Origin of the sequence: Vogesella oryzae, assembly GCF_902829295.1 — a bacterium.
In the GTDB taxonomy this organism is placed as follows: Bacteria; Pseudomonadota; Gammaproteobacteria; order Burkholderiales; family Chromobacteriaceae; genus Vogesella; species Vogesella oryzae.
Genome location: NZ_CADEPL010000018.1, coordinates 52,740 through 75,285, shown reverse-complemented (window position 1 = coordinate 75,285; position 22,546 = coordinate 52,740). Strand labels below are relative to the sequence as shown.

General features: G+C 63.8%; 18 protein-coding genes. 12 read left to right on the top strand and 6 right to left on the bottom strand.

What is annotated here, in order from left to right; all coding sequences use genetic code 11:
* Window positions 1–13: 13 nt before the first annotated feature.
* The 3 genes from HU218_RS07215 to HU218_RS07205 all read left to right on the top strand — a co-directional run bounded on the left by HU218_RS07215 (window position 14) and on the right by HU218_RS07205 (window position 3,453).
* Entirely contained in the window at window positions 14–1,498 is a 1,485-nt protein-coding gene (locus HU218_RS07215) for a GGDEF domain-containing protein (protein ID WP_174874262.1), read from the top strand.
* A gap of 67 nt (window positions 1,499–1,565) precedes the next feature.
* Window positions 1,566–2,174 carry an ANTAR domain-containing response regulator gene (locus HU218_RS07210; protein ID WP_217450748.1) on the top strand — a complete coding sequence of 203 codons (609 nt, stop codon included), beginning with the start codon at window positions 1,566–1,568 and terminating at the stop codon, window positions 2,172–2,174.
* 103 nt (window positions 2,175–2,277) lie between these two features.
* On the top strand, window positions 2,278–3,453 hold the full coding sequence (locus HU218_RS07205; protein ID WP_246210796.1) for a CmpA/NrtA family ABC transporter substrate-binding protein: 1,176 nt from the start codon (window positions 2,278–2,280) through the stop codon (window positions 3,451–3,453).
* 44 nt (window positions 3,454–3,497) lie between these two features.
* Here HU218_RS07205 and HU218_RS07200 read toward each other — a convergent pair whose 3' ends face one another.
* Entirely contained in the window at window positions 3,498–4,298 is an 801-nt protein-coding gene (locus HU218_RS07200; RefSeq protein ID WP_174874260.1) for an FTR1 family iron permease, read from the bottom strand.
* Between the two features lie 14 nt (window positions 4,299–4,312).
* Complete coding sequence (locus tag HU218_RS07195; protein ID WP_174874259.1) at window positions 4,313–4,636, bottom strand: cupredoxin domain-containing protein; 324 nt, start codon at window positions 4,634–4,636, stop codon at window positions 4,313–4,315.
* A gap of 332 nt (window positions 4,637–4,968) precedes the next feature.
* Here HU218_RS07195 and HU218_RS07190 point away from each other — a divergent pair, with 332 nt between their 5' ends.
* The 9 genes from HU218_RS07190 to HU218_RS07150 all read left to right on the top strand — a co-directional run bounded on the left by HU218_RS07190 (window position 4,969) and on the right by HU218_RS07150 (window position 18,563).
* Complete coding sequence (locus HU218_RS07190) at window positions 4,969–6,180, top strand: nitrate/nitrite transporter (protein ID WP_174874258.1); 1,212 nt, start codon at window positions 4,969–4,971, stop codon at window positions 6,178–6,180.
* A gap of 120 nt (window positions 6,181–6,300) precedes the next feature.
* A complete protein-coding gene (locus HU218_RS07185) occupies window positions 6,301–7,965 on the top strand; it encodes a bifunctional protein-serine/threonine kinase/phosphatase (RefSeq protein ID WP_174874257.1) in 1,665 nt (554 codons plus the stop codon).
* A 318-nt stretch (window positions 7,966–8,283) separates the two neighbouring features.
* The gene (gene nirB, locus HU218_RS07180; RefSeq protein ID WP_174874256.1) at window positions 8,284–10,716 is read left to right on the top strand and encodes a nitrite reductase large subunit NirB; all 2,433 of its coding nucleotides are present in this window, start codon (window positions 8,284–8,286) and stop codon (window positions 10,714–10,716) included.
* A 52-nt stretch (window positions 10,717–10,768) separates the two neighbouring features.
* Window positions 10,769–11,083: a nitrite reductase small subunit NirD gene (gene nirD, locus HU218_RS07175; RefSeq protein ID WP_174874255.1), complete on the top strand. Its 315-nt coding sequence runs from the start codon at window positions 10,769–10,771 to the stop codon at window positions 11,081–11,083.
* A gap of 43 nt (window positions 11,084–11,126) precedes the next feature.
* Window positions 11,127–13,811 (top strand): nitrate reductase, encoded by a 2,685-nt coding sequence (locus HU218_RS07170; protein WP_174874254.1) that lies wholly within the window; start codon window positions 11,127–11,129, stop codon window positions 13,809–13,811.
* A gap of 112 nt (window positions 13,812–13,923) precedes the next feature.
* Window positions 13,924–14,682, top strand: coding sequence for a uroporphyrinogen-III C-methyltransferase (cobA, locus tag HU218_RS07165; RefSeq protein ID WP_174874253.1), 759 nt, complete (start codon window positions 13,924–13,926; stop codon window positions 14,680–14,682).
* A gap of 203 nt (window positions 14,683–14,885) precedes the next feature.
* Window positions 14,886–15,950: a porin gene (locus HU218_RS07160; protein WP_246210794.1), complete on the top strand. Its 1,065-nt coding sequence runs from the start codon at window positions 14,886–14,888 to the stop codon at window positions 15,948–15,950.
* 426 nt (window positions 15,951–16,376) lie between these two features.
* Window positions 16,377–17,573, top strand: a complete 1,197-nt coding sequence (locus HU218_RS07155; RefSeq protein ID WP_174874252.1) for an amino acid aminotransferase — start codon at window positions 16,377–16,379, stop codon at window positions 17,571–17,573.
* A 60-nt stretch (window positions 17,574–17,633) separates the two neighbouring features.
* Window positions 17,634–18,563, top strand: a complete 930-nt coding sequence (locus tag HU218_RS07150) for an alpha/beta hydrolase (RefSeq protein WP_174874251.1) — start codon at window positions 17,634–17,636, stop codon at window positions 18,561–18,563.
* Between the two features lie 59 nt (window positions 18,564–18,622).
* On the opposite strand, the gene HU218_RS07145 is transcribed toward HU218_RS07150, so the two are convergent.
* From HU218_RS07145 to HU218_RS07130, 4 genes are all read right to left on the bottom strand, one after another.
* A complete protein-coding gene (locus HU218_RS07145; RefSeq protein WP_174874250.1) occupies window positions 18,623–18,790 on the bottom strand; it encodes a hypothetical protein in 168 nt (55 codons plus the stop codon).
* 249 nt (window positions 18,791–19,039) lie between these two features.
* On the bottom strand, window positions 19,040–19,471 hold the full coding sequence (locus tag HU218_RS07140) for a BLUF domain-containing protein (protein WP_174874249.1): 432 nt from the start codon (window positions 19,469–19,471) through the stop codon (window positions 19,040–19,042).
* Window positions 19,472–19,488: 17 nt separating this feature from the next.
* Window positions 19,489–20,202 carry a GTP cyclohydrolase I gene (gene folE, locus HU218_RS07135; protein WP_425509246.1) on the bottom strand — a complete coding sequence of 238 codons (714 nt, stop codon included), beginning with the start codon at window positions 20,200–20,202 and terminating at the stop codon, window positions 19,489–19,491.
* A gap of 160 nt (window positions 20,203–20,362) precedes the next feature.
* Entirely contained in the window at window positions 20,363–22,465 is a 2,103-nt protein-coding gene (locus tag HU218_RS07130) for a methyl-accepting chemotaxis protein (RefSeq protein ID WP_246210792.1), read from the bottom strand.
* Window positions 22,466–22,546: the final 81 nt, after the last annotated feature.

Here is a 22,546-nt window from a genome sequence, read left to right as displayed (position 1 = left end):
CAGAAATCGTGTCATGACGTTGAGCGCCGAAACACCGCTGTCCGATATTGCCGATATGGCTGACGCGTACCATAGCGTCAGCTTCCGGCGTTTGTGGCGTAATGGCACAGGCGAGCAAAAGCTTACTTTCTTCTCCGTCTGGCTGCTATCCATTTTGCTTAGCATTGCGTTGGGGATGGCCTCGGTGCTCTATGCCTGGTCCGGGCTGGCGGTGGGCTTCGGCGGCGTGCCGCTCTATGTCACCATCTATCCGCCGCTGCTGATCTGTACCTGGTGGGCGTTGTGCTTCGGCTGGGGCTGGGGTGCGGTGCCGGCCTACCTTTCCACGCTGACGCTGGCGCTGTATGCCGGCATGCCCTGGTACTGGGCGCTGCTGTTTGCCTGTGGCAACCCCATCGGACTGGGCGTGATGGTGCTGGGCTACCGTGCCATTGCCATGCCCTGTTCCCTGTACTCCTGGCGCTCGCTGGTGTTTTTCCTGCAGATGGCCTTTGTGGGCTGCATGTTCAGCTCGGCGGCCGCTTTGGTGTGGTCTTATACCAACCAGCTCGATACGGTAGCGCTGTTCGCCATCTGGCAGGGCTGGTGGCTGGGCAATTTCCTGCAGAACGTGTTTATCGTGCTGCCGCTGCTGGCGCTAACCTGGCCGCGGGTCGAGCAGTGGCTGCGCCGGCACCGGCCGCTGCTGTCGATACAGCCTACCGAGTCGCGCAAGCTGGTGCTGCAACTGATGGGCGCCCTGATTGCCGGCGTGCTGATCTACGCGCTGGCCACCATCTGGCTGGGTACCGAGAGCGTGCAAAGCGAGATGCACAGCAACTCGGTGGCCAAGCTGAGTTTCGCCGCAGAGCGGCTGGCGGCAATGATCTGGGCGTTTTTCTGGGTGATTGCCTTTGTCTCGGTGTTCATGGGCATGTTCGGCTACCAGATGTTCCTGCACTGGCACCGCACCAATAACCAGCTGCTGGCACAGCTGGGCGAGGCCAACGCCGAGTTGGCGGAGCAGGCCCGCACCGACGGGCTGACGGGGTTGGCCAACCGGCAGAGTACCAATCGTGCGCTGACCGAGTGCTGGCTCAGCCGCCGGCGCAGTGACGAGGAAGCCGCCTTGCTGATGCTGGATATCGATCTGTTCAAGCACATCAACGACCAGCATGGCCATATGGCCGGCGACAAGGCCATTCTTGCCGTGGCGGCGTTGCTGCGGCGCGAGGTGCGCAATAGCGATCTGGCGGGGCGCTTCGGCGGCGAGGAGTTTGTGCTGCTGCTGCGCGGCTGTGATTGCGAAACCGCGCTGGAAGTGGCCGAGCGGGTGCGCCAGCGGGTTGCCGCCGCGCTGATCAGCGAGGGCGAGAGCAAGCTGCAATTGACCATCAGTATCGGAGTTGCCATGGCCCGGCATGACGATGCCGATGTCGATCACTGGTTGCGGCGTGCCGATTCGGCGCTGTATCGCGCCAAGCATCAGGGGCGTAACCAGGTAGTGCTGGCGAGCTGACGCACGGTTTCCGGCTGTCTGCAGCGGCATGTCACCCAGGGTGGCATGCCGCTTGCTGTATCTGGCTATGCAAAAGACGCAGACAAGGATCCAGGCGGTGCTGACGGTAATGCTGGTTAACGATGGCTCGGGCAAGGCGGCGGCGCTGAAACAGGCGTTGGCCGCAGCCGGCGTGCGCGTGGTGGCCGAGGTCGAGGCCAACCTGCACCTGGCCGATGTGCTGGCGGCGGCACGTCCGGATGTGGTGCTGATCGACAGCGATGCTCCGTCGCGCGACATGCTGGAGCAGGTCTGCGTGATGGGTGACCAGCATGGCCAGCCGGTGGTGATGTTTACCGGCAACGATAACCGCGACACCATCCGCGCCGCGCTGCAGGCCGGTGTGGCGGCCTATGTGGTGGGCGAAGTGGAATCCAGCCGCATCCAGGCACTGCTGGAGGTGGCGATTGCGCGTCACCAGATAGAACAATCGCGGCGGGCCGAACTGGCCGATGCCCAGCGCCAGCTGGCCGACCGCAAAGTCATCGAAAAAGCCAAGGGTCTGCTGATGCAGATGAAGGGTCTGGACGAGCAGACCGCCTACAAGCAGCTGCGTGAGCGCGCCATGAAACAGCAGAAAAAACTGGCGGAAGTGGCGCAGGAAATCATCAGCCTGGCCGAGTGGCTGCAGAACTGACAATGGCGGCCTGCTGCGTCATGGTGCTGCCATGCACCATGCTGGCGCGCGCCACCGCTTGCCCACGCCGTATAGGCATGGGCACAGACAAGGAGTACACGCATTGATTGCCGCTAACAGCATGCCGGTAGGTAAACCGGAGAAAACCGTGGTCAAGGTGGGTTACCTGCCGCTGACCGACTGTGTCGCAGTGATCGTGGCGGCCGCGCTGGGGTTCGACAAACGCTATGGCATCACCATCGAGCCGTGTCGCGAGGCGAGCTGGGCCGCGGTGCGCGACAAGCTGGTGACCGGGGAGCTGGATGCCTCGCAGGCCTTGTATGGCCTGATCTATGGCGTACATCTGGGGCTGGGCGGGCTGCAGAAGGATATGGCGGTACTGATGACGCTCAATCAGAACGGCCAGGGCATCACCCTGGCCGGGCAGTTGGCCGCAGAGGGTGTGCGCGATGGCGCCGAACTGGCGCGGCTGATCGAGCGCCAGCCACGGCAGTTCACCTTTGCCCAGACCTTTCCGACCGGCACCCATGCCATGTGGCTGTACTACTGGCTGGCGGCGCATGGCATCCATCCGCTGGCGCAGGTAAAAACCACCGTGGTGCCTCCGCCGCTGATGGTGGCGGCGCTGCGCGGCGGGCAAATCGACGGCTATTGCGCCGGCGAGCCGTGGCATAGCGTGGCCGCGGCCGAGGGGGTCGGCTTTACCGTGACCAGCAGCGGTGCCATCTGGCCGGATCATCCGGAAAAAGTACTGGGAGCCACTGCCGAATGGGTGGCGGCCAACCCTGCCACCGCCGTGGCGCTGACTGCCGCCTTGCTGGATGCCTCGCGCTTTGTCGACGATGTGCGCAATCGCGATACCGTGGTTGCCTTGCTGGCCGAGCATGCCGGTTTGCCATTCTCTGCCGCGGTGTTGCAGGCCGGCTTGTCCGGCAACTGTGTGGCCGGCGGGCTGAAGTGCTTCGACGAGGGGCGGGTGAATTACCCCTATCTGTCAGATGGCATGTGGTTCCTCACCCAGTACCGGCGCTGGGGCTTGCTGCGCGAGGAGCCGGATTACCTCGCCGTTGCCCGCCAGATCAACCAGCTGGCGCTGTACCAGCAGGCGGCGGCGCTGGCGGGGGTGGCGATGCCTTCCAGCAGCATGCGCAGCAGCACGCTGGTCGATGGCGCGATGTGGGATGGCCGCGATCCGGCGGGCTACGCGGCTTCGTTTACGGTGCGCGGGGCGACCATGGCGGAGTGGGAGGGCAGTCGCAGTCCAGCGCTGTGGCAATAAAAAAACCGGGCATCGGCCCGGTTTTTTTATTGCGGCAAGCAGTATCAGCGTGACTGGCGACGCAGACCGAACAGCACGCTGCTCCAGAACAGGGCGTAAGCCATCACCACGCTTAGTGCCGGCTGCGCGCGGTAGCCGGTAAAGGTGGCGAGGAAGCCGCCGAAGCTACCGTTGTCGTTCAGCAGCGAGCTGCTATCCCACACCGGGTCCAGCAGCGCCGGCAGCAGGTCCAGATTGATGGCGCGCTCGCAGGCGTTGACCAGCAGCGATGCGGCCAGCAACAGCAGCAAAACTTCGCTGATGCGGAAAAAACGCTGCCAGGTCAGGATGCGGCTGCTTTGCTGCAACAGCCAGAACGTTGCCCAGGCCAGCGCCACGCCCAACGGCAGCATCAGCCAGAACAGCGGGTTGCCGCCTTCGCCGGTGCCCAGCCCGTAGAGGAAGACCACCGCTTCAGAGCTTTCGCGTGCCACCGCCAGTGCCACCACGACCAGCATGCCCCACCAGTTGGCTTGCTGTTGCGCCTGTGCCAGGCTGCTTTCCAGCTCGCGCTTGAGCTTGCGACCATGGGCACGCATCCAGAACACCATCTGCACGATCAGCACCGCGGCAACGCTGACCATGCCCAGCTGGAAGTATTCCAGTCCGGTATCGGACAGCACATTGGCAATGCCGACAATGGCGAAGGCCAGCATGATGGCCAGCGCCACACCCGCCGCCACGCCACCCCACAGGTAGCGCATGCCGGTGCCGTGACCATGCTGTTTCAGCCAGCTATGCAGAATGCCCACGACCAGCATGGCTTCGACGGTTTCCCGCCAGACGATGAAGAGCGCGTTACCCATGATTCACCTGCTGATTATTTGGCGACAACAGTGCCTTTGGCTTTGTCTTCGTTGAATTCGTCGAAGAACTTGTAGCTGCCGGCCTTCAGGGCGCGAACCTTGACCTGCGCGGTTTTACCGGCGGCGATCACTTTTTCCACGTGCAGCTGCTTGCTTTCGAATTCCACGGCCTTCTTGCCGGTGTTCTGCACTTCGATCACGAATGCCTGACCGGCGGTCACTTCCAGCTGGGCCGGCGTGAAGCCGTTTTCGTTGGCGGTGATCTTTACCAGATTGTCGGCAGCGGCAGCAGACAGGGCGATGGAAGCAAGAACGAGGGCAGCGGCAACTTTGCGCATGGTTTACTCCGGTCAGGTACGGTTGGTTGTGGCGGCAATTGTAGTGCAAATATCAACGAGAATAAATCTTGCTATCGATTTGTTACAAATGCGCCATCTCCGCGCAAAAAGCCTTGCCGCGGTGCGCCGCTGCACCAGTTTCTGGCAGGGATAACCCCAAAACCGCAAAAAATGCTGCCTTGCAGCAGGCACGCTGCTTGCTAAGTAACCGGCACTGACCTGGTTGCCAATGGCGGCGCCAGGACCGGACAACGAGGTCCGCTGCGCAGCAATCCATGCTGTGTCGCGGGCCTTTTTTCGTTTTGTGGCGACGACTGGTAGGGAGCAATGCAATGAACAAGGCATTCTGGAAGGCGGGGCATACCCCGACGCTGCTGATGGCGTTTCTGTATTTCGATCTCTCATTCATGGTGTGGTACATCCTGGGGCCATTGGCGATCCAGATCGCCGATACCCTGCATCTGACCGCGCAACAACGCGGTCTGATGGTGGCGACCCCCATTCTTGCCGGCGCGGTGCTGCGCTTCGGCATGGGGCTGCTGGTGGATCACTTCTCGGCCAAGACGGCCGGCATTCTGGGGCAGGTGGTGGTGATGCTGGCACTGGGTGGCGCCTGGCTGCTGGGCATTCACAGTCTGGAGCAGGCCTTGATACTGGGCTTGTTCCTCGGTGTTGCCGGCGCTTCTTTTGCCGTTGCGCTGCCGCTGGCATCGCAGTGGTATCCGCAGGAGCACCAGGGTACGGCGATGGGGATCGCCGGTGCCGGTAACTCCGGCACGGTGTTTGCCGCCTTGCTGGCGCCGGGGTTGGCCGCAGCATTCGGCTGGGAGTCGGTATTCCTGATGGCGTTGCTGCCGGTATCCATCGTCTTCGTGCTGTTCTGCCTGTTTGCCAAGAACGCACCGCAACGTCCGGCCCCCAAGGCGATGGCCGATTACTTGCGCGTGCTGGGTGACAAGGACAGCTGGTGGTTCATGTTTTTCTACTGCATGACCTTCGGCGGTTTCTCCGGCCTTGCCAGCGCGCTGCCCGGCTACTTTCATGACCAGTATGGTCTCAGCGCGGTCAGCGCTGGCTACTACACCGCGGCCTGCGTGTTCGCCGGCTCGATGATGCGTCCGCTGGGGGGCGCGCTGGCCGATCGCATCGGTGGCATCCGCACCCTGCTGGTGGTGTATACCGTGGCCGCCGCGCTGATCGCCGTAGTCGGCTTCAATCTGCCGCAGGCCACCGTGGCGCTGGCGTTGTTTGTCGGTGCCATGCTGGCGCTGGGTTGTGGTAACGGCGCGGTATTCCAGCTGGTGCCGCAACGCTTCCGCAAGGAAATCGGCGTGATGACCGGCCTGATCGGCATGGCCGGCGGTATCGGCGGCTTCCTGCTGGCCGCTGGCCTCGGCATGGCCAAGCAGCACACCGGCAACTACCAGGTTGGGCTGTGGCTGTTCGCCGCGCTGGGACTGGTGGCCTGGGTCGGGCTGTTCGCAGTGAAACTGCGCTGGCGCACTACCTGGGGCTCGTCCAGCGTCACGGCAGCCCGGGTGTAATGCAGGAAACGGGCGGCGCCTGCCGCCCGCTAATCCGGAGTGCAGCAGTGGGCACGGCAAGGCGCCGCTGCCCTCGCTGCATTTGAGCGGAGCATGCCATCGGGCATGCAAGGAGGGACGATGGCCTTGCAACTGCAAGTCGGCCACTGTAGCGAGGCAGGCCGGCGCGAGCGCAACGAAGACGCGCTGGGCTGGTGCCTGCCGGACGCTGAGGTGTTGACCGGCAAGGGGGCCTTGTTCGCGCTGGCCGATGGTGTCTCCGGTTGCGCCGACGGCAAGTTGGCCGCCAGTTCCAGCGTGCGCGCGGTGTGCGCCGACTACTACGCCACGCCGGAAACCTGGGAAGTCTCGGCCGCGCTGGACCGGCTGCTGGACGCACACAACCGCTGGCTGCGCAGCCAGGGTCGCTCGCTGGTGGCCACGCTGTCGGTGCTGGTGCTGCGCGGGCGGCGTTTTACCGTGGCGCACGTCGGTGACTGCCGTGTCTACCGACTCGGCAGGGATGGCCTGCGCTGCCTGACGGTCGATCACGTGTGGGAAGAACCGTCGCTGCGGCATGTGCTCAAGCGCGGCATGGGGCTGGATGCCCACGTGGTGGCGGATTTCAGCGATGGTGACCTGCAGCCGGGCGAGGTGTTCGCGCTGCTGTGCGACGGCATCTGGAACGAGCTGGGCGATCTGCGCATCGACGAGTTGCTGCGGTTGCATGCCGATCCGCAGCGTGCGGCCAACGTATTGGTGGAGGCGGCGCTGGCGGCTGGCAGCCAGGACAACCTGTCGGCGCTGGTGGTGCGGGTGGACGAACTGCCGGCGGCCAACCTTGGCGACGAATTCTCGCGCGGCGAGGCGCTGCTACCGCCGCCGCCCTTGCGTGCCGGCCAGCAGTTCGAAGGCTTGAAAGTAGAAGACAAGCTGCATGCCTCGCCATCCGGCCTCGCTTACCGCGTCAGCGATGTCGCCGGCCGGCACTGGGTGCTGAAGACGCTGCCGGCCACGCTGGCGGGCGACCGCGAGGCGGCGCAGGCGCTGCTGGTGGAAGAATGGCTGCAACGCCGCGTCAGCTCGCCGTATTTTGCCGAGGTGGCGCCGCTGCCGGCGCGCAGCCACCTGTATTACCTGCTGCGCTGGTACGACGGCCAGACCCTGACGCAGCGCGCGGCGGCTGGCCAGAGCAGCGTCGCCGAAGTGGTGCTGACCGGGCTGGCGCTGTCGCGCGCGCTGGCCACGCTGCACCGGCTGGGCATCGTGCATCGCGACGTGAAACCCGACAACGTGCACCTTGGCCGCGATGGCCAGCTGCGGCTGCTGGACCTGGGCGTGGCCTGGTGCGCCGGCATCAGCGGCGAGGCGCAGGGCGAGCGGGTCGGCACGCCGTCGTTCATGGCGCCGCAATTGTTTGACGGCATCGCCGCCGATGCCGGCAGTGACCTGTACGCGCTGGGCGTCACCCTGTACTGGCTGCTGTGCGGCCGCTATCCGTACGGCGAGATCGAGGCCTTCCAGCGGCCGCATTTCGGTACCCCGCAGCCGGTGAGCCGTTACCGGCCGGATGTGCCGCTGTGGCTGGAGCGGCTGCTGGCCAAGGCAGTGGACCCGGATGCGGCGCGGCGCTTCGAGACCGCCGAGGAGTTCCGTCTGGCGCTGGAGCGCGGCGACAGCCAGCCGGTGGCTGCACGCCAGCATGTGCCGTGGGCCGAACGGCTGTCGATGCGGCTGTGGCGGCGGGTGGCGCTGGTGTCGTTGCTGCTCAACCTGCTGCTGCTGTACGCGCTGCTGCTGCACTAGTTAACCGTTTCCCCTTTCCCCGGCATGCCGGGGTTTTTTGCGCCGGCCGGTGCCGGTGTGGTGCGTTTTCACCGTTTTCGTGCCGCATTGCACCAAAGCAAGCCAAAGCGTGGCCGCAAACGCCATCCGGCAGGGGCGGCAAGCTGGCACGGCGGTTGCTAATACAGTGTTACGTAAAGGTCTCTTGTGCCAATGGCGGTACAGGAGCGGGACAAAGAGGTCCGCTGCCGTGGGGTAACCCACGGTGGCGGGCTTTTTTTTTGGTCTGTACCGCAGCAAGGCCGCGGTGGTGCAGCCGGCAAGAAAGGATGCAACGCGATGGACAAACAGAAATTGGTCATGGTGGGCAATGGCATGGCCGGGGTGCGCACACTGGAAGAGCTGCTGAAGCTGGCGCCCGATGCCTACGACATCACCGTGTTCGGCGCCGAGCCGCACGCCAACTACAACCGCATCATGCTGTCGCCGGTACTGACCGGCGAGCAGACGCTGCCGGAAATCATGCTCAACGATGTCGACTGGTATGCCGACAACGGCATCACCCTGCATCTGGGCAAGCCGGTGGTGGAAATCGACCGCGGCCGCCGCGTGGTGCGCGCTGCCGATGGCACCGCGGTGCCGTATGACCGCCTGCTGCTGGCCACCGGCTCCAATCCGTTCATCCTGCCGGTGCCGGGCAAGGACCTGCCGGGGGTGGTGACCTTCCGCGACATCGCCGACGTCAACCAGATGATCGACGCTGCTGGCTGTCATCGCCACGCGGTGGTGATCGGTGGCGGCCTGCTGGGGCTGGAAGCGGCCAACGGCCTGCTGGCACGCGGCATGGACGTGACCGTGGTGCACCTGGGCGAATGGCTGCTGGATCGCCAGCTGGACAAGACCGCGGCGCAACTGCTGCAACAGAGCCTGGAAGCCAAGGGGCTGAAATTCCTGCTGCAGAAGCAGACTGCCGAGCTGGTGCAGGGCGAGAGCGGCCGCGTGTGTGCGGTGCGCTTCAAGGATGGCGACGCGGTACCGGCCGACCTGGTGGTGATGGCGGTGGGCATCCGCCCCAACTACACGCTGGCCGAGCAGTCCGGCCTGCACTGTGACCGAGGCGTGGTGGTCAACGATTCGCTGCAGACCTTCGACCCGCGGGTGTACGCGGTAGGCGAGTGCGTCAGCCACCGTGGCGTCAGCTATGGGCTGGTGGCGCCGCTGTTCGACATGGCCAAGGTGGCGGCCAACCATCTGGCCAACTTCGGCATCGCCCGCTATGTGCCGGCGGCCACCTCCACCAAGCTCAAGGTCACCGGTATCGATGTGTTCTCCGCCGGCGATTTCACCGGCACTGACGGCTGCGAGCAGATCACCCTGTCCGACCCGATGGGCGGCGTGTACAAGAAACTGGTGGTGAAAGACGACAAGCTGGTCGGCGCCTGCCTGTATGGCGATACCGCCGACGGCGGCTGGTATTTCCGCCTGATCCGCGAAGGCCACGCGGTGCATGAAATCCGTGACCAGCTGATGCTGGGCGAGGGCGCCATCGGCGACACCGGCCACCAGGGGCAGAACCGCGCCATGGGCATGCCGGATGAGGCCGAAGTGTGCGGCTGCAACGGCGTGTGCAAGGGCAGCATCGTCAAGGCGATCCAGGAGAAAGGGCTGTTTACCGTCGACGACGTGAAGAAGCACACCAAGGCGGCCAGCTCCTGCGGCTCCTGCAGCGGGCTGGTGGAGCAGATTTTGATCAACTGCGTCGGCGGCGCCGCCGATGTGAAGCCGAAATCGGAAAAAGCCATCTGCGGCTGCTCCGACATGACCCACGGCCAACTGCGCCAGGCCATCCGTGACAAGCACCTCACCAGCCTGGCCGACACCTTCCGCGAGCTGGCGTGGCGCAGCCCGGACGGCTGTGCCAGCTGCCGCCCGGCGGTGAACTACTACCTGATCTCCACCTGGCCGGGCGAGGCCAAGGACGACCCGCAGTCGCGTTTCATCAACGAGCGCGTGCACGCCAACATCCAGAAGGACGGTACCTACTCGGTGGTGCCGCGGATGTGGGGCGGCGTCACCAACCCGTCGGAGCTGCGCCGCATCGCCGACGTGGCCGACAAGTACGACATCCCGATGGTGAAGGTCACCGGCGGCCAACGTATCGACTTGCTGGGGGTGAAGAAGGAAGACCTGCCCAAGGTATGGCAGGAGCTGGACATGCCGTCCGGCCACGCCTACGGCAAATCCTTGCGCACGGTGAAAACCTGCGTCGGCAGCGAGTTTTGCCGCTTCGGCACCCAGGATTCCACCCAGATGGGTATCGACCTGGAAAAAGACCTGTTCGGCATGTGGAGCCCGGCCAAGGTCAAGCTGGCAGTGTCCGGCTGCCCGCGCAACTGCGCCGAATCCGGCATCAAGGACGTGGGCATCATTGGTGTCGATTCCGGTTGGGAGCTGTACATCGGCGGCAACGGCGGCATCAAGACCGAGGTGGCCGAGTTCTTCTGCAAGGTGAAAACCCGCGAGGAGGTGATGGAGTACAGCGGCGCCTTCCTGCAGCTGTACCGCGAGGAGGCGTTCTACCTGGAGCGCACCGTGCACTTCCTGCAGCGCGTCGGCATGGACTTCATCAAGCAGCGCGTGCTGCAGGACGAGGTTGGCCGCAGCGAACTGTATGCGCGGCTGAAGTTCGCGCTGTCCTTCGAGCAGGACCCGTGGGCCGAGCGCTACGCCAAGGGCGTGGCCAGCCACGAATTCGCGCCGCTTACCGTGTAATGCCGTGCCTCCGGCCACTGCCGGAGGCCGCAATCCCGCAAAGGAAACAACCATGTCCGAATGGAAAGCCGTCTGCCAACTGGCCGACATCCCGTCGCAGGGCGCCCGCGTGCTGAAGCGCGAGGGCAAGGTGGATATCGCCATCTTCCGCACCATCGATGACCAGCTGTTCGCGCTGCACGACCGCTGCCCGCACAAGGGCGGCCCGCTGTCGCAGGGCATCGTCTCCGGCCGCAGCGTGGCCTGCCCGCTGCACAACTGGCACATCGACCTGGCCACCGGCCAGGCCTGTGCGCCGGACGAAGGCTGCACCGGCCACATCGCACTAAAGCAGGAAGCCGGCACCGTGTATCTGGCGCTGGACTGACATTCGCAACCGGCAGGCAAGGTTGGCCGCAAGGAGACTCGACATGACAGCAACAACGGGACAATACAACACTGTCTCCTCCATCTGCTGCTACTGCGGCACCGGCTGCGGCGTGCGCGTCACGCCGCAGGCTGACGGCAGCGTCACGGTGGCCGGTGACGAGCAGCATCCGGCCAACTTCGGCCGCCTGTGCAGCAAGGGCCGCACCCTGGGCGCCACCACCGGCCGGCTGTCGGCGCGGCTGTTGCGGCCAACCTTGCGGCTGGGCAAGGGCGAGTCGGCGCACGCCGTGAGCTGGGATGTTGCGCTGGACGCGGTCAGCGACAAGCTGGCGGCGGCGATCCGCGAGCACGGTCCGGATTCGGTAGCGTTCTATCTCTCCGGCCAGCTGCTGACCGAGGACTACTACCTGTTCAACAAGCTGGCGCGTGGCCTGGTGGGCAGCAACAACATCGACACCAACTCGCGGCTGTGCATGTCCAGTGCGGTAACCGGCTACAAGCTGACGCTGGGCGCCGATGCGCCGCCGGCCTGTTACGAGGACTTCGATCACGCCGGCTGCGTGTTCATTGCCGGCTCCAATATGGCGCATGCCCATCCGGTACTGTTCCGCCGGCTGGAAGAAGCCAAGGCGGCCAACCCGCAGATGAAAATCATCGTCGCCGACCCGCGCTGCACTGACACCGCCAGCATCGCCGACCTGTACCTGCCGGTGCTGCCGGGCAGCGACGTGGCGCTGTTCCACGCCATGCTTAACGTGATGATCTGGGAAGAGCTGATCGACCGCGATTACATCGCGCAGCACACCGAGGGCTTTGCCGCGCTGCGCCAGCGGCTGCGCGAATTCACCCCGCGCGCCGCCAGCGAGCTGTGCGGCGTGCACGAAGACGACATCGTCACCGCAGCACGCTGGTTCGCGCAGAGTCCGGCCACGCTGTCCTGTTACACCATGGGCCTGAACCAGTACAGCAACGGCAGCGACAAGAACGCGGCGCTGATCCATTTGCATCTGGCTACCGGCCACATCGGCAAGCCGGGCGCCGGCCCGTTTTCGCTCACCGGCCAGCCCAATGCCATGGGCGGGCGCGAGGTGGGCGGCCTGGCCACCGTGCTGCCGGGGCATCGTGAACCGGGCAATGCCGCGCACCGCGCAGAAGTGGCGGCGCTGTGGGACGTGCCGGCGCTGCCGGCGCAACCGGGACTGCCGGCGATCGAGATGTTCGAGGCGGCCGCCGCCGGCAAGATCAAGGTGTTGTGGATCGCCTGTACCAACCCGGCGCACTCGTTGCCGGACCAGGCGCTGGTGCGCAAGGCGCTGCAGCAGGTGGAGTGCGTGATCGTGCAGGAAGCTTTTGCCGGCGGTGAGACGCTGGCGTTCGCCGACATCGTGTTGCCGGCCGCCACCTGGCCGGAGAAAGAGGGCACGGTCACCAATAGCGAGCGCCGCATCAGCCGCGTGCGCGCCGCGCTGCCGCCGCCGGGCGAGGCGCGCGAGGACTGGCGCATCGTCGCCGCGGTGGCGCAAAGGTTGGCCGCCAGCATCGCACCGCAGCACGTCAGCAAATTCGTGTTTGCCGATGGCGCTGCGGTGTTTGCCGAGCATGCCGCCACCACCGCCGGCCGCGATCTGGATTACAGCCGCCTAAGCTACGCCATTCTCGATGCCGCTGGCCCGCAGCAATGGCCGTTCGACGGCAAGGTTGGCCGCAGCCGACTGTATCAAGACGGCGTGTTCGCCACCGCCTCCGGCCGCGCGCAGTTCCTCGACGTGGGCTGGCGCACGGCATCCGACAAGGTGTCGGCGCATTTTCCGATCCGCCTCACCACCGGCCGTTTGCGCGACCACTGGCACACCATGAGCCGCACCGCGCTGGTGCCGACGCTGACCCGGCATGTGGAAGAGCCAGCGCTATCCATGCATCCGCGCGACATGCAGCGCCACAAGCTGCAGGCCGGCGAGCTGGTGAAGGTGCGCAACAAGCGTGGCGCCATTTATCTGCCGGTGCAGGCCGATGACAGCCTGCGCGCCGGCGTGGCGTTCATCCCCATGCACTGGGGTGCGGTGGCGCTGGGCGGGCAGGGCATCAACGCGCTGACCAGTCGCGCGCTGGACCCGCAATCGAAACAGCCGGAACTGAAGTTGGCCGCCGTCAGCGTGGAGCCGGCCAGGCTGCCGTGGCGCGCGACGCTGCTGTTGCGCGGCGACGTGCCGACGCTGCGCCCGCAGCTGGACGCCCTGCGCGCCGAGTTTGCCTATGCGGTGGCGGTGCCGGTGAGCCTGAATGGTGCCGAGCATCTGCGGCTGCGGCTGGCGGCCGCCAGTGCGCCATCCGGCGAGCAACTGGCCGAGCTGGCTGCCCGCCTGCTGCCGGCAGAGGCGATGCAGGCGGCGTTCGACGATCCGGCGCGCGGCGTGCTGCGCCGGGTGTGGCTGGCCGGCAAGACGCCGCTGGGTTTCGTGCTGGCCGGCGATGTGCGTGCCGACGAGGCGCTGACGGCCTGGCTGGATGGCGGCGAGGCGCCGGCAAGCCTGGCCGCTCTGCTGCTGGGGCGCGCACCGGGCGCGGTACGGGCACGGGTGGTGTGTGCCTGCGAAGGGGTGCGCGAGGATGCCATCTGCGCCGGCATCCAGCGCGGGCTGGATGTGGATGGCCTCAAGCGCGAGCTGCGCTGCGGCACCGGCTGCGGCTCCTGTGTGCCGGAGCTGAAGCGGCTGTGCATGGCATAAGGCTGATATGGCTATTTGGTTATAAAAAATCGGTCTGGCAGAACTTTTTGCATTCGGTATTGTGGCAGCCTGGCCGGTCGGCTCAGCCGCCCGCACACGTAAAGGAAGCAGCATGAATGGCAAGGTATGGTTGGTAGGCGCCGGTCCCGGTGATGCGGAACTGTTGACGCTCAAGGCGCTGCGCGTGATCCAGTCCTGTGACGTGTGGCTGGTGGATGACTTGGTTGGCCGCGATATTCTGGAGTTCGCCCGTCCCGGTACCCGCATCGTGGAAGTCGGCAAGCGTGGCGGCTGCAAATCCACGCCGCAGGACTTTATCCTGCGGCTGATGGCGCGCTATGCCCGCCAGGGGCGGCAAGTGGCGCGGCTGAAAGGTGGCGACCCGTTCATCTTCGGCCGTGGCGGCGAGGAATGGGCATGGCTGGCGGAACGCGGCATCGAGGTCGAGGCGGTGGGTGGCATCACCGCGGCGTTTGCCGCCGGCACCGATCTGGGCCTGCCGCTGACCCACCGTGGCGTAGCGCGCGGCGTGGCGCTGGTGACCGCCCACACCATGGACGGTACGCGTCCGGACTGGCAGGGGCTGGCCGCAGCCAACCTGACCGTGGTGTGCTACATGGGCATGAGCAATGTCGATGCCCTGGCCGATGAATTGATGACGGCCGGCTTTGCCACCAGCCTGCCGGTAGCGGTGGTGCATCGCGCCGGCTGTACGGACCAGCGCCATATCGTCTCCAGCCTGCAAACGTTGGCCGCCGACGTGGCCCGTAGCGGTCTGGCCAGCCCGGCGGTGATCGTGCTGGGCGAGGTAGTGGCGCATGCGTGTGTGGCAAATCGGCACGCCGGATTGAATGGCATAGCGGCGGCTTAACCGTGATTTGAAAATAGTTTCCGCAATATCAGGGTCTTATTAATAACCCCCGGCCAATTTTTGGTCGGGGGTTATTGCATTTCAGGTCAATAATAATCCTGGATTTAATCAGTGTGTAACGGGTTTTACATATTGGCTGGGTATATTCCCAGCATCGTTTCAAAAGAAAACGATAGATCTTCTACCACTGTTGAGAAAGTATCATGCTGAATAAAAAGCTGCTTGCTGTTGCCGTTTCTGCTGCGCTGATTGCCCCGTTTGCCATGGCCGATGTCACCATCTACGGCACAATCAACGAGTCCATTGAGAGCGTGAAGGCAACTGGTGCTACCAACGCTGCCAACGATATCAATACCATCGGTCGTGTTAGCTCCAACACCTCCAAGCTGGGCTTCAAGGGGGTGGACGATCTGGGTGACGGCATGAAGGCCGTATGGCAGATCGAGCAAGAAATCTCGATGGATGATGGTGGCACCCGCAAGGGCACTTTTGCTACCCGCAACAGCTTTGTTGGTCTGGATGGCAAGTTCGGTAAGGTTCTGCTGGGTAATAACGACTCTGTATACAAGTCGATGGGCAAGGCCGGTATCGTTAACCCGATGGCTGACACTATTGGCGACATCTGTGTTGACAAAGGCGTAATCTGCCGCGGGGACTCCCGTCTGCAGAACTCGGTTAGCTACTACTCCCCGGTATATAACGGTCTGCAGGGCGGCATGTCCTACGGCTTTGACGAAACCCGTACCGAAGTGGGTGGTGTACGTACCGACAAGGCTCGCTTGAGCCTGGGCGCTACTTACAACTACGGCGATTTTGTCGCCGGCCTCGGCTACGATCTGCGCAAACAGGCTAACGCCGCTGTAGGTGGTCTGGATCGTGACCAGTCGTTCCTGAAGCTGTCTGCCGGTTACTCCTTCGGCGATACCAAAGTCGGTGTGGGTTACGAGCACGAGAAGAACGAAAAATCCTCTGGCGACGTAAAGCAGAACGCCTGGACTATTGGTGCCGAGCAGAAATTCGGCAATCTGGGTGTGAATCTGGCCTATGCCAAGCTGGATGAATCTGCTTCTGGTGCCAAGGATGGTGCCGATCAGTGGACCTTGGGTGCAACCTACAGTCTGTCCAAGCGTACCCAGACTTACGCTTACTACACCCGTATTCATAACGAAGACAGTGCTACCCGCACTTTCGGTAATGCTGGTCTGAGTGGTGTTGGTGCCGGTTCTAACCCGACCGGGATGGGTGTCGGCATGAAAGTGACTTTCTAAGTTACTTTTCCTTTCAGTCACATTGTTGCCAGCGCTTTTGCGCTGGCATTTTTTTATTTGGCAGAAGGATAATTATTGTGGTGTCGAGATGGCTATTGCGTGTTGTCAAAAATAGGGTATGAAATCAGAAACGAAATAGTGTGCCCCCTGTTTGGGTGTTTTGTTTTGGTTAAAATTAAATGCCTAAAGCAAAATAATATGATGCCTGGTAGGTTGGCAATGATGGCGTCTTTGTTGTTTTGGACATTTTTTTGATATTACCTTTCGTAAATTCTCATTGGCTTGAATTTTAAGTGCGCAATCTCTGCGGGTTGAGCGTTTTGGCTGCCGTGCGTTGGGCTTTGTGGTAGGTTTGCTGCTGTTACGTCATGTCGCAGCTTGAGTCAGACTGCGGCCACTGTTCCACGAGAGAGAAACCACAAGATCATGTTTGCACATGTCGAAGCCTACGCCGGCGACCCGATCCTGACCCTGGTTGAAACCTTCAACAAGGATATCCGCAGCCCGAAAGTGAATCTGGGCATTGGCCTGTATTACGACGAGGAAGGCCGCATCCCGTTGCTGCCGTCGGTGCAGAAAGCCGAAGCGCAGCGCGTAGCGGTAGCCGGTACCCGTTCCTACCAGCCGATGGAAGGTGCGGCCAACTATCGTGCCGCGGTGCAGGCGCTGCTGTGGGGTGCCGGGCATGAGGCGGTCAAGGCCGGCCGTATCGCCACCATCCAGACTATCGGCGGCTCCGGCGCGCTGAAGATCGGCGCCGATCTGCTCAAGCGTTACTTCCCGGCCAGCGAAGTGTGGGTCAGCAACCCGACCTGGGACAACCACCGCGCGATGTTCGAAGGCGCCGGTTTTGTGGTGCACGACTACCCGTACTACGACGCAGCCACCGGCGGCGTGAAGTTCGACGAGATGCTGGCCTGCTTCCAGCAGCTGCCGGCCAAGACGGTGGTGCTGCTGCACCCGTGCTGCCACAACCCGACCGGTGTGGACCTCTCCAATGCGCAGTGGGAGCAAGTGATCGAGGTAGTGAAACAGCGCGATCTGCTGCCGTTCCTCGATATCGCCTACCAGGGCTTTGGCGACAGCCTGGACGCCGATGCGTTTGCCATCCGCGCTATGACCGCTGCCGGCATCAGCTTCTTTGTCAGCAACTCGTTCTCCAAGAACCTGTCGTTCTACGGCGAGCGTTGTGGTGGTTTGTCGGTGGTATGCCGGGATGCCGAGGAAGCCGAGCGCGTGCTGGGCCAGATGAAGGCCACCGTGCGCCGCAACTACTCCAGCCCGCCGACCCACGGCGGCCAGGTCACCGTGCTGGTGATGACCGAGCCGACGCTGCGTGCCGAGTGGGAGGGCGAAGTGACCGAGATGCGCGAACGCATCAAGGCCATGCGCCAGAAACTGTACGAGGTGATTTCCGCCAAGGTGCCGGGCCGCGACTTCAGCTACTTCATCAAGCAGCGCGGCATGTTCAGCTACACCGGTCTGACGCCGGCGCAGGTGGATCGCCTGCGCGAGGAGTTCGCGGTGTATCTGGTGCGTTCCGGCCGTATGTGCGTGGCCGGTCTCAACAGCCGCAACGTGGAATACGTAGCGGATGCGATGGCCGAAGTGCTGAAAGGCTGATGCGCCATTGCCCGAACTGATGCCCCGTTGCCGACGGGGCATTTTTCATGGAGCGACAAGATGCCGACTCGCTTGCTGTGCTGTTTATTGTTGCTGGTGCTGCCAACGGCGCATGCCGGCTTGCTGGCGGACAGGTTGGCCGTACGGCTGGAGGCGCAGATGCTGGAACAGCATGCGGTGCCGTGGCGCTTGCGGGTGGCCGGCGTTGCCAGTGCCGCCGGGCTGGCTTACGGACCGGACGCCCGGCAACGGCTGGATGTGTACTGGCCGCAGCACGGCGGGCAGGGCATGCCGGTGCTGCTGATGGTGCATGGCGGTGCCTGGCGCACCGGCAGCCGGCAGTCAGCGGCGGTGGTGGAGAACAAGGTAGGCCGCTGGGTGCCGCGCGGCATGGTGCTGGTATCGGTCGATTACCGGCTGCTGCCGCAAGCCGCGCCGCTGCAGCAGGTGCAGGACGTGGCGGCGGCGGTGGCCTGGGTACAGCAGCAGGCGGCACGCTGGGGTGGCGATGGCCGCAAGCTGGTGTTGATCGGGCATTCTGCCGGCGCGCATCTGGTGGCGTTGCTGGCTGCGTCGCGCGAGTTGCAACGGCAGGCCGGGGTGCAGCCGTGGCTGGGCACGGTGGCGCTGGATAGCGCTGCTTACGATGTGGCGGCGGTAATGCGCCGCGCGCACTATCGCTTCTATGACCAGGCATTCGGTACCGATCCGGCGGCGTGGGCGCTGGTATCGCCGCAAGCGCAACTGCAGCAGGCCATGCCGCCGTTACTGGCGGTGTGCTCGCAGCAGCGGCCTGACAAGCCCTGCGATGATGCGGCCAACTTTGTGGCGCAGGCACGGCAGCTGGGCGGGCGGGCAGAGCTGTTGCCGCAGGCCAAGTCGCATCGCGACATCAATCAGCAGCTTGGCGCCGACGAGGCATATACCCGCGCCGTGGAGCGGTTCATGGGCGGGCTGGATGTCGTGCTGGCGCAGCGGCTGGCGCCGTAGTCTGCTGTGATCCGGAAAAACAGAAGGCACCCCGCGGGGTGCCTTGGTCGTTGTGGCCGCTATTCGCGGGCGTCGCGCTCCATCCGTCGCCGCTCGATCTCGCGGCGGGCATTGGCGTTGCGTACATCCTTGGGAGTGGTGCGCGGCATCGGTTTGCCGGCCAGTTCATTGCTTCGCACTTCGGCGCGTACTTGCAGGTATTCGGGGCTGGGATTAAAGCGACGCATGAGGCTTCTCCATTCAACGACCAGAAGTAGGGGTAAGACAATGCAGGTGTTACCAAGCACACCCTATGCCTGACTCTTTGCTACTTTATTACAGTCGTTTGATATCTGGCACCCCGCCATTGATGCAGTTGCCATTTTGGTATCCCGGTGTGGTAGCAATGCCGCAAACTACAACATGCTGGGTCCGTAAATGGTTACGGCCCGACAGCTTGTGGCTGTCGGGCCGTACATGGATGGAGGCTGCGGCGCTTAGTGGCTACAGCGGCCAACGATGGAGGCAGTGGCGATCAGCTCTTCCAGCAGGGCCAGTGCACTGCCACCGCTCATGCTGAACGGGTCGAGCTGCGATTTTTCCGAGTAGCGCAGCAACAGCGACGGGTTGACCTTGGCCAGATTGACCTGGCCCATGGTCCAGCTGGCAAAGCGGCGCTCGCCGATTTCCTCGAAGCTCAGCAGCTCCACGCCCTGATGGCGCGGGTCGCTGGCAATGTGGTTGTACAGGGCGGAAACCTCGCTGCGGCCGCCTTCCAGTACCTGCATGAAAATATTGCCGCTAAAGCACAGCACGCCGGTGATGCCGTGACCGGGGTTGTGCTGTTGCGAGCGGGTGAGAATGGCGTCCAGCAGTTCCTGGGTGTGCGGCTGGGTGCTACGGCTGGCATAGAGCAGGCGAACGAGCATGATGATTTCTCTCTGGCTTATTTTTTCGGCAGCAGGGACAGGAATTCGCGGCGCAGATCCGGGTTGGTCAGGAACACACCCCGCATCACACTGTTCACCATTTGCGAGTCATTGTCTTTGACGCCGCGCCAGTGCATGCAGAAATGGTCTGCTTCCATCACGATAGCCAATCCATCCGGACTCATCTTGTCCTGCAGGGTGTTGGCCAGCTGGATCACGGCTTCTTCCTGGATTTGCGGACGGTTCATGATCCATTCCGCGATGCGCGCGTACTTGGACAGCCCGATCAGGTTGGAATGCTCGTTCGGCATCACGCCGATCCACACGCGGCCCAGAATCGGGCACAGGTGGTGGGAGCAGGCGCTGCGCACGGTGATCGGGCCGACGATCATCAGCTCGTTCAGGCGTTCGGCATTGGGAAACTCGGTGACGGGTGGCTGCTGCACATAGCGGCCACGGAACACTTCGTTCAGGTACATCTTGGCCACGCGGCGGGCGGTGTCCTGGGTGTTGTGATCGCTTTCGGTGTCGATCACCAGGCTTTGCAGCACGTCGCGCATCTTGGCTTCGACTTCATTCAGCAGCTCGTCCAGCTCGCCCGGCTCGATGAAGTCGGCAATATTGTCATTGGCGTGAAAACGGCGTTGTGCGCCTTTCAGTCGCTCGCGGATGCGGGCGGATACCGGAAGCCGGTAATCGCTTGAATGTTGCTTCGGGCTTTCTTTGCTCACGCGGTTCATCTCCTGGGCGGGCGGGTCGCTGCGCCTCGGGTTTGTAGTAGACAGGCGACTGGAAGATAGCCGCGAAGCAGGGGAATGGCAACTGTTCGGCGGGTGGGGTTATGTCGGCAAGACTGCGGCCAACCTTGCACGTTGGCCGCAGATGCGGACATCAGTCCACCTTGAATTGCGTCATCAGGGCCGCCAGGCGCTGGCTGGCAGCGGCCGTCTGCTCGGTACTGTACTGGCTGTGGGCCAGTACGTCGCTGATGCTGCTGGTGGCGGTGTTGACCTGCTGCACTTTCTCGCCATAGGTGCGGCTGGCGACGGCAATGTCGTCAATCGAGGCGATCAGCGTGCCGATCAGCTGCTGGGTGTCGCCGTTGTCGCTGGCGGTGTGTTCCGCCAGCTGCAAGCCGTCCTCCATCTCGCGCATGCCGCTGTCCATGCTGTTGACCGCACCGGTAGCCTGCTGCTGGATGCTGGCGATCATGTCGCCGATCTGCAACGTGGCGCTGGCGGTGCGGTCGGCCAGCTTGCGCACTTCGTCGGCCACCACGGCAAAGCCGCGACCGGCTTCGCCGGCGCGCGCGGCTTCGATGGCGGCATTCAGCGCCAGCAGGTTGGTCTGGTCGGCGATGTCATGGATCACCGCCACGATCTGGCCGATCTCGCGGGCGCTGTCCTGCAGCTGGCGCAGGGTTTGCGACGAGCTGCTGACCGACTGGCGGATGCCTTGCGAGCGCTCGCGGATCAGCGCCACCTGCTTGCCAGAGCCTTCTGCCAGCAGATCCAGCTGGGTGCGGATGTCGCTGGCGCTGTGGCTGGCGTGGTCGATCTGGTGCTGCTGGCTGGCCAGCAACGCCATCATATTGTCCATTTCGCTGACCACGCTCATCACGCTGCCGGTGGTGTCCTGCTGGCTTTGCTGCAACTGCAGGTTGGCGACCGAGATATCGCGCGAGGAGTGTTGCACCAGGCGCAGGGTGCACTCCAGCTGGTCGATGAAACTGTTGAACCAGCTGGCCAGTGTGGTCAGCTCGTCCGGGCGGGTGTCATTGCGGTTCAGCCGCTGGCGCAGATCGCCACCGCCTTCGGCGATGCTGCGCACCGCGCGGATCAGCGAGCTGACGCGGCCGGTAACCTGACGGGCGCCAAGGTAGAAAAACGCCAGCACGCCCAGCCCCTGCAACAGCCAGAACAGGAACAGCGAGAGTGCCGGCGGTACGCTCAGCGTCCGGTCCAGTGCCCAGCCGGCCATGCCGGCGGGAATGGCGGTAAGCAGATACAGCTTGGTCAGCCGGTAGCTCAGCGGCCGGCTGCGGTACACCTCCTCCAGATCGGCCTCGCACATCATGCCCCATGTGTCGTCGCTGCCCGGCAGCTGGAACGTCACGCCGCGGCCAACCACCGGAATGTGACGGTAGTCGGAATAGCCCGGATACAGCACATAGGTGTTGCTGCCGTTACGGATGGTTTCGCGCACGCCCGGGTGCAGGTGGCCGGTGGCCGGATCGTTGAAAACCAGCTCCAGCTCGGTGTGCTGCTGCACGCGTACGGTGCCGTATCCGGTGCGGATGCCATCTTTCAGGTTGTCGCCCAGCGAGAAGGTCTTGTCCTCGAAGCGCGAACGCGACAGCGCGGTGCCCGGTGCGATGCTGTGGTCGAAGCCGGCACGCGCCATGAACAGGTAGTTGTCGCCGGAATCGCTGAAAATATGCCCGGCTTCGCGCTGGATCAGGTCGCCCAGCACATCGTTGGGCACGCGGCCGCACAGGCAGCGGCCATCGGCCAGCGGCAGGTAGAACATCAGGGTGACGGCGTCGTGAAAACGCGAGGTGGACGGCCCGATGCGCTCGGTGTCGACATCGCGGTACGGGCCGTGCAGAAAGCGGCTTTTGCGGCCGCGTTGCAGTGCCGCCGGCTGGCTGTGACGTTGGCCGCAGCGTCCGCTGGCCGTGGACTGGCTCACCACCCCGTCGGCATCTAGCAGAAACAGCTCGGAGAAGTCCGGTGCCAGCTGGTGGCGGCGCAGCAACAGGGCGCTGTCCGGCGTGATGCCGGCCGGGTATTGTGCGGCCAGACTCTCCAGTTGCTGCCATTGCTCGCTGGTCCAGCGTTGCAGTATCTCCACCCGCGTAGCGGCGATGCTACTGAAGACTTGTTCCAGTGCGGCGTAGCGATGGCGGTTGAGCATGCAGCTCCAGCGCATGGCCAGTTTGCCGGTCTTGCCAAACCAGGGAAGCCAGTGCTGTTCTGCAGCGCTCAGGGGCATCGAGAGACTTTTTGCTGACATGGTGGTCCGTAGGGTTGATGGATGACGATGTCGCAATTCAGCAAAAAACAGGCCAGATTT